Genomic DNA, 16,771 nt, shown 5'->3' on the forward strand with positions numbered 1-16,771 from the left:
TTTCCATAAAGACTTCCTCATGGAAATGGATGTTTCTATAAGAGAAACAATGATAATATAAAGGTATTCACACCATAAGGAGCACCGCTATGAAACATTCATCACACTTGAACTATTCATATAAAGATTACATCGATTCCCCAGAGGGGCTTGCCGACAGCATTGCGGAAACCTTAGGATGTCCGGTGACCATTGAAGATGCCAACCACCGCATCGTCTCTTACAGCAAACATGAAAAAAATGTAGATGAAGCAAGAATCGCAACCATCATGAGACGGAAAGTTCCGGAACATGTGATCAATGGATTGTGGAAACAAGGCATCATGGCCAAGCTTTTTGAAAGTGACCAGCCGATCATAGTGAAAACCATTGATTCCATTGGTCTCGGCCACAGGTTAGCTGTCTCTGTCCGCAAAAATAACGAAATTCTTGGATTCATATGGGCACAGACCAATGACCTCTCCGTGACAGCGGAACATTTGGAAGAGATGAAAGAAGCCGCCCAGTGGGTCAGCCATCATCTCTTAAGACAGCAGGCAAAAAAGAAAAAAACCGAAGAAAACCGAAAAGAGTTTTTCTGGCAGCTGCTGACAGGGTCGCTCCAAAATCCGGCAGAGATCAAACGCCTCGCTAAGAAATTTCATATGAATTTGCAAGGACAGCTTTGTGTAGCCGTGTTCGAGTTCACCGAAGATATGAGCCAGGCGGTAGAGCGCCACGCCTATTACTTAACCGAAACGCTCCATCAAACCCGGATTGTGAACCGGATCTTTGATGACCAGCAGCTCATTCTCCTTGTCCGCACCGATAATAAGGAAGATGCGAATGAAATGAATCAGGCGTTCATTCGTGAGTTCACACAAAAAATGAAAGAACGTCTCAACTTTGAAGACCTAAAAGGAGCGTTCGGGCTGATCTATGACTCACCGACTCTAATCAGTGACAGTTATAAGCAGGCGTTGAAAGTACTGGAATTGAAGGAGCAATATTCTGCAGGGCTTCAGCATGTCGACAATTACCAGGATCTTGGTGTCTACCAATTCCTCAATGAACTGTCCTCCCTTCAAAAACGGGAGAATTATAAAAACGATGCCTTGACCAATATTCGGACATACGATGAACGTCATAACTCCATGCTCTTGGAAACGTTGAAAGTTTTCCTTGAGAAGAACAGCAATGTCCACCAGGCAGCCGCCCATATGCACATTCATACGAATACGTTGAACTACCGTTTGAAACGGATCAAAGAAATCGGAAACATTGACTTCAAGGATATGAATCAGAAGACAATGCTTTACCTTGATTTACTGATTTATGAGAACGAACAGGAGGATTTGTGATTTTACACAAATCCTCCTGTTTATTTTTTCATTTTTACCTAAACAAAAAATGCGTCGTGCGGGCTATACTTTGGTTACATTCAATTTGAAAGGTGGACGTTCCCCATGATTATCGGAATTCCAAGAGAAATTAAAAACAATGAAAACCGCGTAGCGATTACGCCTTCAGGTGTCATCAATCTCATGAAAGCCGGACACACGATCCGCATCGAAACCCAGGCCGGAACAGGCAGTAATTTTACCGACGAAGAATATCGTGATGCTGGCGCTGAGATTGTTGAAACCGCTTCCGATATTTGGTCGAATTCAGAAATGGTCATGAAAGTGAAAGAACCACTGCCATCTGAATACGGATACTTCCGTAAAGGACTTATTCTATTCACATACCTTCACCTTGCAGCGGAACCTGAACTGACAAAAACTTTAGTAGAAAACGAAGTGACTGCCATTGCTTATGAAACGGTGGCTGTTGATAACAAACTTCCTCTACTTACTCCAATGAGTGAAGTGGCTGGACGTATGGCAACGCAAGTCGGAGCTCAATACCTTGAGAAATCCTTCGGTGGAAAAGGGATTCTATTAAGCGGAGTTCCTGGTGTGTCCCGCGGAAAAGTCGTCATCATCGGCGGAGGAATCGTAGGTACGAACGCAGCGAAAATTGCGATCGGCCTTGGTGCTCACGTTACCGTATTGGACTTGAATCCAAACCGTCTTCGAGAGCTGGATGACCAGTTTGGCAAAGACATTCAAACCATGATGTCCAACCCGTTCAACATTGCGGAAGCGGTTAAAGAAGCAGATCTAGTTATCGGAGCAGTCCTGATTCCTGGAGCAAAAGCACCGAAACTTGTCACGGAAGACATGGTCAAAGAAATGAAAGACGGCTCTGTCATTGTTGACGTCGCCATTGATCAGGGTGGTAACTTCGAAACGGTCGATCACATTACGACACATGATGATCCGATTTATGAAAAGCACGGCGTTCTTCATTATGCCGTTGCAAACATTCCAGGAGCGGTACCACGTACATCAACGATCGCTCTTACAAACGTAACAATCCCTTACGCTTTGCAAATCGCTTCTAAAGGTGTAAACAAAGCTGTAGAAGAAAACAAAGCCATTGAAGCAGGCGTAAACACAGCGCACGGCCACCTTACTTATGAAGCCGTAGCTCGTGATCTCGGTTACGAGTACAAACCAGTAAAAGAAGCACTTCAAACTCCAGCACACGTATAATCCAACCCGCTCCTCCACATTCGTGGAGGAGCTTTTTTCATTTGAGAGAAAGACAAGACTTCCATATATTTACGTACCAGGTCATACAGATAATTCCAGTTATAACCCTTCTCCATTTAGTTCAATAGTTGTAATCTATTTCGTTACTCGAAATGTTCGTATGACGGTGATCTTGTCTAATAACCGGGATTAAAGTCTTAGACTAATCTTCTATTCGACATTATTTTCAGAATATACAAACAGTTCAATCTACTCTGTATACTTTATCCTTCATTACCTATAATTGGATACATTATGACAAGGAGGTTGGTTATGAAGAAAAAACATGTGATTCCAATGGCTGTCTTATCATCAGCACTCTTAATGGGTACGGTCGCACCGACACAGACCCATGCAATCAGTGAGAACGCAAGTCCAAAAGCTCACGCACAAATTCAGCAGAAAAGTGTACATAAGGATCATGACAATCGTCCAATCTTTGTTCAGGAAAAGCAGAAAGAACAGTACACAAAAGCGAATGAGAACTCTGCGAAAACACACTTGAACAAGAACAAGGATCGATTCAAAATGGCTGACCCTGACCGTAGTTTAGGGAACGCAACCGTTACAAAAGATGAACTGGGAATGACTCACGTCAAGCTTCAGCAAGAGAAGAATGGCGTTCCAGTAGAAGGCCACCAAGTGGTTGTCCACTATGATAAGGAAAACAAAGTCCAAGCCGTCAACGGGCAGTTCAACGAGGCGATCGAACAAGAAGATCTTTCTACGAGCGCTTCTTTAAGCGAAACTAGTGGGTTGGAAATCGCCAAGGAGTCCGTAAATGCTCCTGAGAAACTCGTAGAGTCTCCATCATCCACTCTTGTTATCTATCCATTCCAGGATGAGAATTACCTCGCCTATAAAGTGAATGTGAACTTCCTTGGAGAAGACCCAGGAAACTGGTTCATTTATGTTGACGCCAACACTGGAAAAGTGATTGATAAATATAACGCGCTTATGCACGCTGATGGATACCAATCTTCTAAAGGATCTGGAATAGGTGTGCTCGGCGACCACCGCAACCTACACATTACCCACAGGAATGAAAAAGGTGTAGAAGCGAACGGAACGGACTTTTACCTGTTTGATCAATCGCATGAAAATCTAGACGGCATTTACACATACGATGCACAAAACAGCTGGGACTACTCTGCTTTACCGGGCAAGCTGTTCACTTCTCCAAATGCTTCCTTTAATGATGATTACGAGAAACCAGCCGTCGATGCTCATTACAACTCTGAAAAAGTGTACGAGTACTATTTAGAAGAACACGACCGCAACTCCAACGACGGGAAAGGGATGGCCATCAAGTCTACAGTCCACTATGGCGAAGATTACAACAACGCCTTTTGGAACGGCCAGCAAATGACGTATGGTGACGGAGATGGTGAGTTCTTCATCCCTCTATCCGCTGGACTCGATGTCGCTGCACACGAAATGGCTCACGGTGTAACCACTTACTCGGCAGGTCTTAAATACCGTTTCCAATCCGGAGCTCTAAACGAAGCATTCTCTGATATTTTCGGAGCACTCGTCGATGAAGAAGATTGGGAAATCGGTGAAGATATCATGGGAGGAGATGCTATTGCTTCTGGGCGAACATCCTTAAGAAGCCTGAGTGATCCAAGCAAGTATCCTGTCGGTGCAAAATACGCTCCATATGGAGATGGCAATGGCATGTATCCCTCGCACATGGATGAATACTATACCTTGCCGATAGGTTTAGATAATGGCGGTGTCCACATCAACTCTTCCATCATCAACCATGCAGCATACATTACGGGTGAGCAGATTGGGAAAGAGAAGCTCGGCCAAATCTATTACCGTGCTTTGACCGTCTATTTGCTGCCGGGATCTGATTTCAGCCATGCACGACAATCGATCATCCAATCAGCTGTCGATCTCTATGGTGAAAATAGTGAAGAAGCTCAAGCTACCGAAGGTGGATTCAATCAAGTAGGAATTACAGAATAAGGAGGAACAGTTTATGAAAAAACAAGTATTTGCTGTCGCTAGTTCTATCGTATTAGCTTCAAGTATTGCCATCCCTACGTTTGCAGCTGGAAATCACCCGGGTACACCCGAGCAGCAAACGTACAACAGCTCGGGTTGGACAGACTATGCTCAACTGACCAAAAAATTGGAGCAGATTGAAAAATCCAGTCAAGGAACCGTACAAGTCGATGTGGTGGGCCAATCCAATAAAGGACTTGATATTTACCAAGCCCGTGTCGGTCACGGCGATAAGGTCATCCTTATCGAAAGCGAGATCCACGGCAATGAAAAAACAGGAACCGAAGCTATTCTGAATCTATTAAGCTATTTGGGTTCAAGTAACTCCCCTCACGCCCAAAAAATCAGAGAAGAGGTAACCCTTGTTACTCTTCCAAAAATGAACCCTGATGCTTCGGAGCTCGACCGTCGAGGCAATGACATGTCCTGGTCAGAAGTCGTTGAAGACTTCCCTCAACTGGCTGAGGCCGGTGGTCCGACATGGAACTACTATACCGACCCCAACATTCAAGGGGACGATTACGCAGCCAATCCAGGATTTGATGTGAACCGCGACTTTAATCCTAATTTGGATTATGTCCCGGAAGCGGAAGATGTTCCAGGTTCTTCCACACAGCCAGGGTGGTACATTACACCGGAAGCCCAAACGGTCCGTGATGTTTATAAAAACTTGCAAAATGAGTTCGGTACGGTCGATGTTTTCATAGACCTCCATCACCAGGGACTCTACTATGTAGATGGCACAAGTGACCCTGTCACCTTGTCTCTATCTGGACAATTCGTCCCTGATCCAAACTCAGAAGAAGGATCAAAGTACTCTGAGTATGCAGATAACTATGATTTCGATTATTCCCGCCAGTTGAATGTCGCTGCCTACGATGCGCTGCAAGAAATGGGCAACTCACCATTTGACAACATCACCCTTTACAGACAAGGGCTGGACCTGCCTGGTACAGCATTAGGTTCTTTTGCACTGAACGGCAGCGGTACTGTCCTTTTTGAAGTGACGGGTCAAACGCAGAGCCTGGGGCAGAAGAAAAAAGGAATGCTTGTGAAAGCTGTGGAAACAGGTCTGAGAGGAATTATTGAAGGTGTAGCGGAAGACACGGTTGAAGATGTAAACCCTGAAGAGTACGAAGAGATCCCTGAAACAGCTTACAGTCCAAGCTTATAGTGCAAAAGAGCGAGGTGTCGTATTCAGACACCTCGCTCTTACTTTTACCTTTTTATGCTAAACTACATGATCAAATGCTGGTTCAGGTTTTGTTATAAGATTAAACACCCTTCACAACTCTCATCATCCACTATCTACTATCTTATAAAATCGCTTCCCCCATTCAACAAACCTCCCATTCAAAGGAAAGAGTATAGGAGAGGTCTAATCTTTAAGCCTTTTAATTGATAACGACCAGACTTTGATTGGTTCTTCTCCCCCCTTAGTAATTCTATCAACTTTCAGTCTGATAGAATGTTAGAAAAGGAGTGATCCATCATGGAACTTACTGATCACCTAGGACAAGAAATTATCCATCGACTCTCTAGATACATCGATGTTGCCATCAACCTTATGGATCCAACCGGAAAAATTGTGGCAAGTACAGACCCTGCACGCATCAATCAAGTCCACGGTGGTGCGAAAAAAGTTATAGAAACTTTGGAAGCACAACAAATAACGAAAGAGATTTCAAACCAGTATTCCAATACGAAGCCTGGAGTCAACCTCCCCATTTTTCATAAGGGCGAACTCGCAGGTGTCGTCGGTTTAACAGGAGATCCAGATCAAGTGTATCAAGCAGCAGGTATGACTCAAGGATCGGTCGAAATTGCGCTCGAACAACTCTATATCCAGAAGCAGAGTTTTTATCAGGAAAGACAGTGGAACCACTGGTTTCATCGGCTCATTTCAGACGAAGAAACCGAAGACCTGGAGAAAGAAGCCCGCTATTCTTTACGTGCAGACCTTAAGAAGGCATGGCAGGTCTTCGTTTTCCAAACAAACGCACCTTTTGATTTCGTCGAGCGGCTGCGCACACAGTCCGAACAGCTGCAACTCAAACCGCTCTTCATTCTTCCTTTTCACGAGAATCTAGTGGTCATGCCTCTTCCATTTCAAGAGAAAATCCCGGCCATCAAAGCAGATGGACCTGCAGCTGTTGGTGAACCGGGGTATAGTGCTAAAGGGATTTACACATCTTTCAAACAAGCAGCGCAGACAATCGATATTGCAGGAAAAGCAGGAGAAATTATCCCCAGTGGGACACTTAAAGTCGAACGTCTTCTTTCAAGCATTACAAAGGACACGTACATAGAAATCACAGATCCTTATGCCAATCGTCTGGATCGATTAGAAACACCCTATCTGGAAACGCTCTATACTTTTTTCAATAACGATTTGAAAATGAGTCGGACAGCTGATGAATTGCATGTCCATCGAAATACGCTTCATTACCGACTCGATCAAGTCCATAAAAAAGTAGGATTGGATCCACGGAATTTCAAAGATGCCATTCTCCTGCAAATGATTCTAATCAACCGTTGATTTGTTCATTTGCACAAGAATACGCTTACATTTTTCTGATATTTTGTAGCTCTCATCAATTGTTATCGTTTCTCATTTCCTGTTGAATAGAAGGTAATCACATTAAAAAAGGAGGGTGAATGATGAAGGTTGTTTTTGCCCCTGATTCCTATAAAGGAAGTTTGTCTTCCATTCAGGTTGCAGAAGTCATGGAAAAAGCTTTTCATTCGGTCATTCCATCTGTGAATACAATCGTGAAGCCAATGGCTGACGGCGGAGAAGGGACGCTGGAGGTCTTTTCTGCATCTGTGAACCATGAAAAAGTCTTCTTTTCTTGTAAAGGTCCTCTAGGAGAAAAAAGAGAAAGCTGGTATGTAAAATTGAATGATCATCAGGCGGTAATCGAAGGAGCAGAAATTGCCGGATTACCACTCGTCCCAACAGAAAAACGCAATCCCGACCACACAACAAGCTATGGCATCGGGCAGGCCATCACGCATGCTTTGGATGAGGGGTGCACGAATATCATGGTAGCCATTGGTGGAAGCTCAACAAACGACGGTGGCTTGGGAATGTTACAGGCACTTGGTATGAAGACTTACGATGAAAAGGGCAAGGAGACAGGGATGTACGGAAAGGACCTCCATGCCTTAAAAAGAGTGGACGTTTCTGAACTGGATTCCCGCCTCAAAGACGTCACGATCCGTGTGGCTTCTGATGTAGACAACCCACTGACTGGTCCTCGAGGTGCAAGTCAAATCTATGGACCACAAAAGGGAGCAACAGAGCAGCAAGTATATGCTTATGATCATGCGCTGGACCACTATGGAAAACTCTTGGAAGAAGAGCTTGATAAAAACATCATGGACACACCTGGTGCCGGGGCAGCTGGTGGACTCGGATTTGCTTTTCTTACGATTGGTGCTCAGCTTGAATCGGGAGCTCAGTTGATCGGTGAAGCCATCCAGCTCAAAGAATCCTTCCGTGATGCTGACTATATCATTACTGGTGAAGGACAAAGCGATGAACAGACCCTTTATGGAAAAGCACCAGGGTATGTAGCGGAACTGGCAAAAGAAAACCAGACGCCTGTCCTTCTCCTATCAGGGAGTTTAGGTGCAAATTATGGCGCATTAAATGAGAGATTCACCAGCTGTTTTTCTATAGCTCCAGGACCTGTGTCATTGGAAGACTGCCTAAAAAACGCAGAGGAATATTTATTTGAGACATCAAGACAAATCGCAAGGTTAATCACCAAACAATAAAAGGAGTGAGAAGTATATGGAAGGTTTCGGACTTGTACTTATTATTTTACTCGGTGTTTTATTTGTTATTGTAGCCACGGCAAAATTCAACCTTCACCCTTTCCTTTCCCTCTTGATTTCTGCTTTTGCTATCGGGATTTTATCCGGTATGCCACTTGGAGATGTCGTAGCAGCCGTCAACGGCGGTTTCGGAGGATTGATGGGAGGAATCGGACTCGTCATCGTATTCGGTACAATCATTGGTGTCATTTTAGAAAAATCAGGAGCTGCCTTACGTATGGCTGAAGTCGTCTTAAGAATCGTTGGTGAAAAAAGACCACAGCTTGCCATGAGTGCCATCGGCAGTATAGTGAGTATTCCGGTCTTCTGTGATTCAGGATATGTTATTTTATCCTCGCTCAAGAAAGCGCTTGCAAATAAAACGAAGGTTACCGTTGCATCCATGGCGATCGCCCTATCTACTGGTCTGTTCGCTACGCACACGTTAGTGCCACCTACTCCTGGACCCATCGCAGCTGCAGGGAATATCGGTGCCCAAAACTATCTAGGAACGGTCATTTTATTTGGTATCATCGTCGCCATTCCTGCTATCCTGGTTGGATATCTTTGGGCGGTCAAAGCCGGTAGGAACATCCACATTGAGCAAAGTGAAGATGATGCTTTGTATGATTACGACGAGGTCGTCAGCAGCTTTGGTGATATGCCTTCGGCCGCTAAATCTTTCGCTCCTATTTTAGTTCCCATTCTTCTGATAGGATTCAGCTCTGTCATCACTTTTGCTGGTTGGGAAGGTCCGCTCTTTTCCTTTTTCCTATTCCTAGGTTCACCTGTTGTCGCGCTTCTCGTTGGCGTCTTATTCGCCTTCACTCTTCTTCCGAAATTTGATGAAGAAACGCTTACCCAATGGGTGGGAATCGGAATTAAAGAAGCCGCTCCTATTCTGTTGATTACAGGAGCAGGTGGAGCTTTCGGTTCTGTCATCAGCTCTACAAGCATCGCTGACCTCATCAAAGGAATAGCTGGGAATGATGTAGCGGTTGGAGCTGTATTCATCTTCATTCCATTCATCATCGCAGCCGCCTTGAAGAGTGCTCAAGGATCGTCTACAGCAGCGATTGTCATTACATCCACTTTGATTGCACCTCTCCTTCCGCAAATCGGAATCGAAGGAGCTGTACCACTAGCGCTCGTCGTCATGGCCGTCGGTGCAGGTGCAATGGTTGTTTCTCACGTCAACGACAGTTATTTCTGGGTCGTGAAAGAATTCAGCGGGATGTCCATCACGCAAGCCTACAAAGCGCAAACGATGGGAACGTTGCTTCAAGGACTGACAGCCATTGTTGTCACATCGATCCTATGGTTTATATTCGTATAAAAAAGGTGGTGACCCCTCATGCAGGGCTCACCACCTTTTTAAATCAATATCCACGATATGTTTGGGCTATTCCGCTTCTAGTTTGAGCGATTTCCCAACCAGTTTGAGCAATATCATCTACCAAACTAGATAAACAACTACCCCAATCAACCCCCAAACCGGCAGAGAAAGAAGGCTGGCCCATAAAAGCCCTTTGAAAAAGTCCCCCTCATATTGCTCCATACCATCACCTCTTAATAAACAGTATGAACAACACCAATCGGATTCTTACCTTAAAACTTTCCACAAAAAGCCGATCCGGATTAAAGAAAAAAGACATCCTAGCTCAAGGCGTCTATTCTAAGATTATGTGGCTAAAAAAATCACAACAGGAATAGTAACCAGGCTGAGCACTGTCGTTGCTAGAGTCGCACTCGTAACCGTTTGGGGTTCGGTTTGAAACTGGATCGCATACATCGTCGTATTTGCAGCTGTAGGAGTGGCTGCCATGATGATCATAATCTGCTTCATCAATGGATCGACAGGCATTGCCCAAACAATGGCGGCTGCGATGGCTGGTGCAGCAATCAATTTTATGATCAAGGCAATAGATACTTTCTTATATTCAAACCCTTTGATTTTGATGTTCGCGAGTTGCATGCCAAGAGTGAGCATGATCAAAGGAATTGCAGCACTCGCAATTAAATCTACGCCTCCCTTAAGCTCTCCAATAGAGATGCCGAACGTTTGGAAAAGGAACCCGGCTATAGCCCCGTAAACCATCGGCATTCGGCGAACGGAACGAAGGGCAGCCTTCATGCCATCTCCCTTCTCTCCTCCTCCTTTAGCCGCATAGTAAACGCCTAAGGTACTCATCAACAGCTGTTGTAATACCATAAGGACAATTGCGGTTTCCATTCCTGCCGTTCCGAATAAGAATAAAACGAGTGGTGTCCCGTAGTTTCCGTTATTGGTAAAAGCACAGGACAAAACCATCCCGCATCTTTCCTTTTCGGTATAATTCTGCACCTTGGAAAGGATCGAAACGATGCCAATGATAATGATGCAGAGCCCCAGCATATAGATCGAAATATAAACATAGGAAAAGGTGATCTTTTCCTCGTAAAACGTCTGGAAGACAAGGAACGGCACGAGAATATAGAGAGCTAGTTTTGAGAACGTAGAGGTATCGAACCGAAAGATCTTCTGAGCTCCATAACCAATACCAAAAACTAAGAAAATCGGCAGTAAGATCGTGATAAACTCCATATGCTGTCTCCTATAAGTCAAATTAAGAAAAGGGAGCCATATGGACTCCCTTCCTTAGTTACAAGTTGAATACAACAATTTTCTCTTCTGTCATTTCCTCAATGGCATAGCGTGGACCTTCTTTTCCTGTTCCACTCTTCTTCACGCCGCCATATGGCATGTGGTCGACTCTATAGCCGGAAGTATCGTTAACAATCAAGCCGCCAACGTGAATCTGATCCATGGCTTTCATAGCAAAAGCCAAGCTGTTTGTGAACAACCCTGCCTGAAGTCCATACTCAGAGTCATTGACGTAAGAGATGACTTCATCTTCATCAGCATAGGAATCAACCGCTACGACAGGTCCGAATACTTCCTGCTTGCAAACTTTCATTTCTGCGTTCACGTTTGTAAGAACAGTAGGTTGGTAGAAAACACCGTCACGCTTTCCTCCCGTTTCAACAACAGCACCTTCAGCCACCGCTTCGTTGACCCATTCTTCAACTCGTACCGCTTCTTCTTCTGCAATCATTGGACCCATTTGTGTGGAAGGATCCATCGGGTCTCCTAATTTAATTTGAGAGGTCGCTTCTCTTACTTTTTCAAGGAACTGGTCATACACAGCATCGTGAACGTAGACGCGCTGGACGGAAATACATACCTGCCCTGCATTGTTAAAGCTTTTTTGTGCGACCAGTTGTGCCGCTTGTTCAAAATCGGCATCTTTGTGAACGATCGTTGCGGAATTGTTGCCAAGTTCCAATGCGACATCACGTAGGCCTGCTTCTTTTCGAATCCGTTCTCCGACCTGCGGGCTTCCGGTAAATGTAATCATATTCACATCAGGATTGGATGTCAGCAGTGGTCCTACCTCATGACCTTCTCCAGTAAGTACATTCAGTCTCCCTTTTGGAAGTCCTGCTTCTTCAAACAGCTTCGTCAGTAATAAAGCCGTAAGCGGAGTCTGCTCCGCGGGCTTTAAAACAACACTGTTTCCAGCTGCAAGCGCTGGGCCAACTTTGTGGCAGACAAGGTTCAACGGGACATTGAACGGCGTAATGGCAGCAACCACACCAACAGGATAACGTCTTGTGAAAGCTTTACGATTTTCAGATCCCGGAGCTGCTTCAACAGGAATTTCTTCTCCATGGATACGTTTTGCTTCCTCCGCTGAATTTTCCAGAGTTAAGGCAGAACGACCTACTTCCCCTCTTGCTTCATTGACCGGTTTTCCGACCTCCTTGGCAATGACCGCTGCAAATTCCTCGGTGTTGTCTCTAAGTAATTGAGCGACTTTCAGTAAAACTTGATAACGGTCATATAAAGAGAAAGGCACTTTAAAAGCTTCTTTGGCGCTTTCAACAGCTTCCTTGACGTCGGATTCATTGGTTACGGCTGTCTCACCGATTTTTTCTCGATTGTATTTGTTCAAGACAGGAACGGTCTCTTCTTTTGTGCGCCATTCGCCATTGATAAATAAACCGAAAGAATAGTCTGTTGCTACTTTATTCATTACAACAACCTCCTTATATATTATAACGTTACGACCTTTTGTTCATTGCTAAATGCTTCCGCACGTCCAGCACTTCCAAAGACATCAATCTTTTCTTTCACTTTTTCCTTCATTCGCTCACGACCTGCACCTAAGGAATTAGCTAAAACAATGTCTTCTGGATTTGAAGCCAAATAATCCTGCAGTCCTTGCGTATAGGCCTGGCGAAGTTCCGTGTCTACATTGATCTTGGAGATCCCCAGCTTAATAGCTTCCTGGACTTGTTGATCCGGCACATCTGAACCGCCATGCAGAACGATTGGTCGAGCCACAGCTTCAGATATTTCTTTCAACCTTTCGAATCGCAGGTTTGGTGTCTGTTTGTAAATGCCATGGGCCGTTCCTATGGATACCGCTAAATAATCGACATCCGTTTCATTCACAAAGTCGATCGCTTCCTCAGTTGACGTGATCAACGCATCTTTTTCATCTACCGTTATATCATCTTCGGTTCCACCAATTTTACCGATTTCCCCTTCACTGCCGATGCCAAGCGCCCGGGCAGCATTGACCACCTGTTTCGTAATTATGGTATTCTCTTCAAATGTCAATCCCGAACCATCGAACATCACCGATTGAAAACCGGACTGAATGGCTGCCATTGTCTGCTCATACTGACGGCTGTGGTCGAGGTGGATACATACAGGAACAGTGAACTCTTTCGCAAAAGAATCGACCATATCTTTCATCGGCTGCAAGCCCAGGGTTTGTATCACTTTCTGGCCAATCTGAATCATCACAGGGGCTTGCTTTTCTTCCGCAGCTTCTAGTATAGCTAAAATGGTTTCCGCATTATGAGCACTAAAGGCTCCGACTCCGTACTTGTTCTCATAAGCATGGGTTAGCAATGTTTTTCCATCCACAAATGGCATAGAGGACCACTCCTTTTATCGTTTAAGTTCAAGACTATAATGGTATTGATCGTTACGATATTTCGTTTTCGTATATTCAATCGGCCGTTCATTGACACCGAAACTCAGCCTCGTCATTTCAAGAAGAGCTTCGCCTCCCCGTATTCCGAGAGCATCTGCTTCATCAATGGTTGCATTGATGGCTGCTATCTTTTCGCTGGCTCTATTCAGATAAATGTTGTAGTTTTCAAGGATTTCGTAGTAACGCGCTTCATCTAAATTGTGCTTCATCAGGATTTCGCCGATCTCTTTCGGCCAGCATGTACGCTCAAGGGCCACCGGTACTTCATCCGCTAAACGAATCCGTTCAATTAACAAAATGGGTGCATCGTCTTTGACCTCGAGCATGGATTTTTCATGATGGAGGTTGGATTTAAACTCTGCCCGGATCAACTTGCTTCGGGGAACCTGACCACGTTCCAAAACCTCTTCAGCGAACCCTTTCAATTGACTCAAGTTTCCGCTCAATTTTCTAGGTTTCACGATTGTTCCGCGACCTTGTTTCTTTTCTACCAATCCTTCCTGCACGAGAATGGAAATGGCCTGACGGATCGTTGTACGGCTGACGTCGAATTCCTTCATAAGTTCCTGTTCAGTCGGAATCAATTTATCAGCTTCCCATTGTCCATTATGAATACGATCAATGAATAATTCTTTCAATTGTAAGTATAGGGCTAAATCTTTATTGGGATTAACTTTGGTGTTCACTATATTCGACTCTCCTTTTCGAAAGCGGAGGGTATGAAGGCCGGTCACCTCCTAACAGTGGAGTCAACCATTGATAATAAGCCTTTAGATCTGTGATGAATTGAGCTGGTAACAGCCTTTCTCCCTCAGCAATCACATTTTCAAGTTTTACTGGTTTTATCTCCATTGTATAATAATTTGATGCTTTTCGCCCAACAGCGACCATGACTGCATCATACCCTTCGAGCACCCACCGCCCACCTTCTCTGCCAACCTGATAAGCTTCATAGGTATCGATGGGGGATAGAGACGACGTATCTGCCCGTTGATTCATCCCTAACAGTTCTGCCCTAGTATTCACATGTAACTCTTCCCTGATAAATTCACTGATTTCCTTGGAAATACCTCCGAGAATGGAGCGTCCGCCTACGTGATTGAGTTCAATTTGAGATCCTTGTTCCCACTGAACTCCTTCACTGACCACGACAATGGCGTAACCATAGGAACTCAATGCTTCTTTGACTGTTGTTAACAATGTATCCTTATTCAACGGCTGTTCCGGAAGAGCAATATAATGGGGGCCCTCTTCCTCATACTCTCTCCAAGCTCCTGCAGCGGCAGCTAACCACCCTGCATTCCGGCCCATCGTTTCCAGAACACGGACCTGCTCAAAGTTCTTCATGGAATATAGATCACGACTCAAATCCTTCGTCGTCTGCGCGATCGATCTCGCTGCACTTGCGAAACCAGGAGCATGGTCTGTGCCTCCTAAGTCGTTATCCACCGTTTTCGGTAGTCCGAGTACCTGCAGAGTGTAACCCTGACGTTCGGCTTCTTTTTTCACTTTTAACAAAGCTTCCATCGTTCCATTCCCACCGATAAATACGAGGGTATCGATTTGGTGCTTCTTCAGGGAATGGACCGCTTGAGCAATCGCCTCATCGTTAAAAGGATAACGCCCGGATTGTAGGCACGCCCCCGGCACTGACTGATTCTCAAGAATCCAATCAATGACTTCCGAACCACCGTAAAGAAAGTTCTCTTCCACCAGACCTTGATAACCTCCTTCAACGAAGGTCAATTGACACTGTTCTTTTACACTTTCAACAAAACCAGCCAGGGTAGCGTTGATGACAGCTGTCGGTCCTCCTGCTTGCCCTACTGCGACATGTTTCATCAGGTGTCCTCCTTCAATCAATCTTTCGTATAGACGATAGTTTCAAGGTCCAGTTGACGCCCAAGTTCCACAAGCTCTTCAACGACATCTTCGTAAACAAGAGCATAGTGAGGCTCAAAACCTTCTTCCATTAAACTGTACAGCGTGTCATTGATCTCCGTCTCAAGTTCTACTTCTACAGACGTCCCGTTGAATCGTTTCGGAGTATCCAATGCGTTTCCTCTCATGATAAGCAGACGATACCCATCTGGTGTATAGCTGACGCGGAACATCGTTACCTGCCCTGGCTTCAGACCAAATTCCATCGTAAATCCGAGTTTACGGTTAGGGTGCACGCCAGGCTGCGCTCCCTGGTCAGGGTGAGCAAGAGAGTAGGCACCTGCGCCGCAATGCCAGAAGACGACTGAATTACTCGCTTCATTCACATGAACCATATCTCCTAAGTAAGGCGCTTTTCCTCCACTCAGTTGCTGTAAAATAAACATGGAAACAGAACCATGGATATCCGATTCACAAGAAGAGACGATTCCGTCTTCGGTAAATTGGGATAGTGTTGAACAAGCGGCTGCTCCTAATTCATTGAAAAACTCCGGCCAGCAGCGGATGGCGAGGCCTGAAAGGTTTTCTTGATTAACGACAGACTCGACATAAGTCGTGAACTGAGCAAAACGCTGAACGGTTTCATCATTTCTGTTCAAGCCGATCACCTGCTGCTGCGCTCGGTCAATCGCATGCTCCCATTCACCTTCTGAAAGTTTCTTAGATTCTTCGAAAGCTTTCATCAAATCGACACTTTTAACCTCAACCCCCAGTTGCTTTTGAAGCATCTCTTCGTCCGTTCCTGAGAAAAAGAAGCCGGGAGGGTGTTCTCCGATGACGCCAATTTTGAATTGCTTTAAATCTTGAATCATCTGCTGAACTTTTAAATATTTTTTTAAACGCCCGCGAATTTGAGCCTCTTCCGGATTACCGAAAAGGAAGGAATAAGGATGCTTCGCACATTTCAACACGTGGCTGGTGCTGTTCCCACCCGTTAAGGAGTTTAAGCGCAAACGTCCGTTAATGCTCGGTTCACGGATGGACCACACCATGACAGGCGCTTCCACCTGCTTGATCAGTGTTTCTACAAATTCACCATCCGCGAACGTGACACTTTGATAAATGGAAACGCCGATGTCATCCTTGGCAATCGCTTTCAAAAAGTCGTTCAAGTCATCCGGTGAAGTAAGGATGCCCTCCGGTTGAATTACTTCAATGCCTAACTCGTTCAACATCTCCGAACTCTTTTTCCTTTGGATTTCTCCTGCTTCTAAATCAAATGTTTTTCTCCCAATCGGAAGATACAATACTTTCATGCTCATTGATCCGTCCCACCTTTTTCTCTATTTGAAAACATCATACCATACATACCTACCTTTAAACAAAGGTTAT

Annotated in this window: 13 protein-coding genes; 7 read left to right on the top strand and 6 right to left on the bottom strand. The window is 44.9% G+C overall.

Going from position 1 to position 16,771, the window contains the following annotated elements:
• Positions 1-89: 89 nt before the first annotated feature.
• The 7 genes from HFA01_RS13510 to HFA01_RS13540 all read left to right on the top strand — a co-directional run bounded on the left by HFA01_RS13510 (position 90) and on the right by HFA01_RS13540 (position 9,786).
• Entirely contained in the window at positions 90-1,340 is a 1,251-nt protein-coding gene (locus HFA01_RS13510) for a PucR family transcriptional regulator (protein ID WP_146817099.1), read from the top strand.
• Positions 1,341-1,445: 105 nt separating this feature from the next.
• Complete coding sequence (ald, locus tag HFA01_RS13515; protein WP_146817101.1) at positions 1,446-2,576, top strand: alanine dehydrogenase; 1,131 nt, start codon at positions 1,446-1,448, stop codon at positions 2,574-2,576.
• A 312-nt stretch (positions 2,577-2,888) separates the two neighbouring features.
• Positions 2,889-4,589 carry a M4 family metallopeptidase gene (locus tag HFA01_RS13520; RefSeq protein WP_146817103.1) on the top strand — a complete coding sequence of 567 codons (1,701 nt, stop codon included), beginning with the start codon at positions 2,889-2,891 and terminating at the stop codon, positions 4,587-4,589.
• Positions 4,590-4,602: 13 nt separating this feature from the next.
• Complete coding sequence (locus tag HFA01_RS13525; protein ID WP_146817105.1) at positions 4,603-5,802, top strand: M14 family zinc carboxypeptidase; 1,200 nt, start codon at positions 4,603-4,605, stop codon at positions 5,800-5,802.
• Between the two features lie 318 nt (positions 5,803-6,120).
• A complete protein-coding gene (locus HFA01_RS13530) occupies positions 6,121-7,167 on the top strand; it encodes a CdaR family transcriptional regulator (protein WP_146817107.1) in 1,047 nt (348 codons plus the stop codon).
• Positions 7,168-7,289: 122 nt separating this feature from the next.
• Positions 7,290-8,411 carry a glycerate kinase gene (locus tag HFA01_RS13535; RefSeq protein WP_146817109.1) on the top strand — a complete coding sequence of 374 codons (1,122 nt, stop codon included), beginning with the start codon at positions 7,290-7,292 and terminating at the stop codon, positions 8,409-8,411.
• Positions 8,412-8,427: 16 nt separating this feature from the next.
• Positions 8,428-9,786: a GntP family permease gene (locus tag HFA01_RS13540; protein WP_146817111.1), complete on the top strand. Its 1,359-nt coding sequence runs from the start codon at positions 8,428-8,430 to the stop codon at positions 9,784-9,786.
• A 345-nt stretch (positions 9,787-10,131) separates the two neighbouring features.
• Here HFA01_RS13540 and HFA01_RS13545 read toward each other — a convergent pair whose 3' ends face one another.
• Genes HFA01_RS13545 through sftI form a run of 6 tightly spaced genes read right to left on the bottom strand, consistent with a single transcriptional unit; the run spans position 10,132 to position 16,701 of the window.
• Positions 10,132-11,034 carry an AEC family transporter gene (locus tag HFA01_RS13545; protein ID WP_146817113.1) on the bottom strand — a complete coding sequence of 301 codons (903 nt, stop codon included), beginning with the start codon at positions 11,032-11,034 and terminating at the stop codon, positions 10,132-10,134.
• Positions 11,035-11,092: 58 nt separating this feature from the next.
• A complete protein-coding gene (locus HFA01_RS13550) occupies positions 11,093-12,526 on the bottom strand; it encodes an aldehyde dehydrogenase family protein (RefSeq protein ID WP_146817115.1) in 1,434 nt (477 codons plus the stop codon).
• Between the two features lie 20 nt (positions 12,527-12,546).
• The gene (locus tag HFA01_RS13555; RefSeq protein ID WP_146817117.1) at positions 12,547-13,437 is read right to left on the bottom strand and encodes a class II fructose-bisphosphate aldolase; all 891 of its coding nucleotides are present in this window, start codon (positions 13,435-13,437) and stop codon (positions 12,547-12,549) included.
• A gap of 15 nt (positions 13,438-13,452) precedes the next feature.
• Positions 13,453-14,184, bottom strand: coding sequence for a GntR family transcriptional regulator (locus HFA01_RS13560; RefSeq protein ID WP_146817119.1), 732 nt, complete (start codon positions 14,182-14,184; stop codon positions 13,453-13,455).
• The gene (locus HFA01_RS13565; protein ID WP_146817121.1) at positions 14,168-15,340 is read right to left on the bottom strand and encodes a diphosphate--fructose-6-phosphate 1-phosphotransferase; all 1,173 of its coding nucleotides are present in this window, start codon (positions 15,338-15,340) and stop codon (positions 14,168-14,170) included. Before HFA01_RS13565 ends, HFA01_RS13560 begins: the two co-directional genes overlap by 17 nt.
• Positions 15,341-15,357: 17 nt before the next feature.
• On the bottom strand, positions 15,358-16,701 hold the full coding sequence (gene sftI, locus HFA01_RS13570; RefSeq protein WP_146817123.1) for a sulfoquinovose isomerase: 1,344 nt from the start codon (positions 16,699-16,701) through the stop codon (positions 15,358-15,360).
• Between the last annotated feature and the right edge of the window lie 70 nt (positions 16,702-16,771).

The sequence above is a fragment of the Halobacillus faecis genome, assembly GCF_007991335.1.
Taxonomy (GTDB): Bacteria; Bacillota; Bacilli; order Bacillales; family Halobacillaceae; genus Halobacillus; species Halobacillus faecis.

Excerpts from the sequence above, each read along its gene's own strand:
- HFA01_RS13540 (WP_146817111.1), top strand. The coding sequence starts at position 8,428 with ATGGAAGGTTTCGGACTTGTACTTATTATTTTACTCGGTGTTTTATTT.
- HFA01_RS13555 (WP_146817117.1), bottom strand. The coding sequence starts at position 13,437 with ATGCCATTTGTGGATGGAAAAACATTGCTAACCCATGCTTATGAGAAC.
- HFA01_RS13545 (WP_146817113.1), bottom strand. The coding sequence starts at position 11,034 with ATGGAGTTTATCACGATCTTACTGCCGATTTTCTTAGTTTTTGGTATT.
- HFA01_RS13535 (WP_146817109.1), top strand. The coding sequence starts at position 7,290 with ATGAAGGTTGTTTTTGCCCCTGATTCCTATAAAGGAAGTTTGTCTTCC.
- HFA01_RS13550 (WP_146817115.1), bottom strand. The coding sequence starts at position 12,526 with ATGAATAAAGTAGCAACAGACTATTCTTTCGGTTTATTTATCAATGGC.
- HFA01_RS13520 (WP_146817103.1), top strand. The coding sequence starts at position 2,889 with ATGAAGAAAAAACATGTGATTCCAATGGCTGTCTTATCATCAGCACTC.
- ald (WP_146817101.1), top strand. The coding sequence starts at position 1,446 with ATGATTATCGGAATTCCAAGAGAAATTAAAAACAATGAAAACCGCGTA.
- HFA01_RS13525 (WP_146817105.1), top strand. The coding sequence starts at position 4,603 with ATGAAAAAACAAGTATTTGCTGTCGCTAGTTCTATCGTATTAGCTTCA.
- HFA01_RS13510 (WP_146817099.1), top strand. The coding sequence starts at position 90 with ATGAAACATTCATCACACTTGAACTATTCATATAAAGATTACATCGAT.
- HFA01_RS13530 (WP_146817107.1), top strand. The coding sequence starts at position 6,121 with ATGGAACTTACTGATCACCTAGGACAAGAAATTATCCATCGACTCTCT.
- sftI (WP_146817123.1), bottom strand. The coding sequence starts at position 16,701 with ATGAGCATGAAAGTATTGTATCTTCCGATTGGGAGAAAAACATTTGAT.
- HFA01_RS13565 (WP_146817121.1), bottom strand. The coding sequence starts at position 15,340 with ATGAAACATGTCGCAGTAGGGCAAGCAGGAGGACCGACAGCTGTCATC.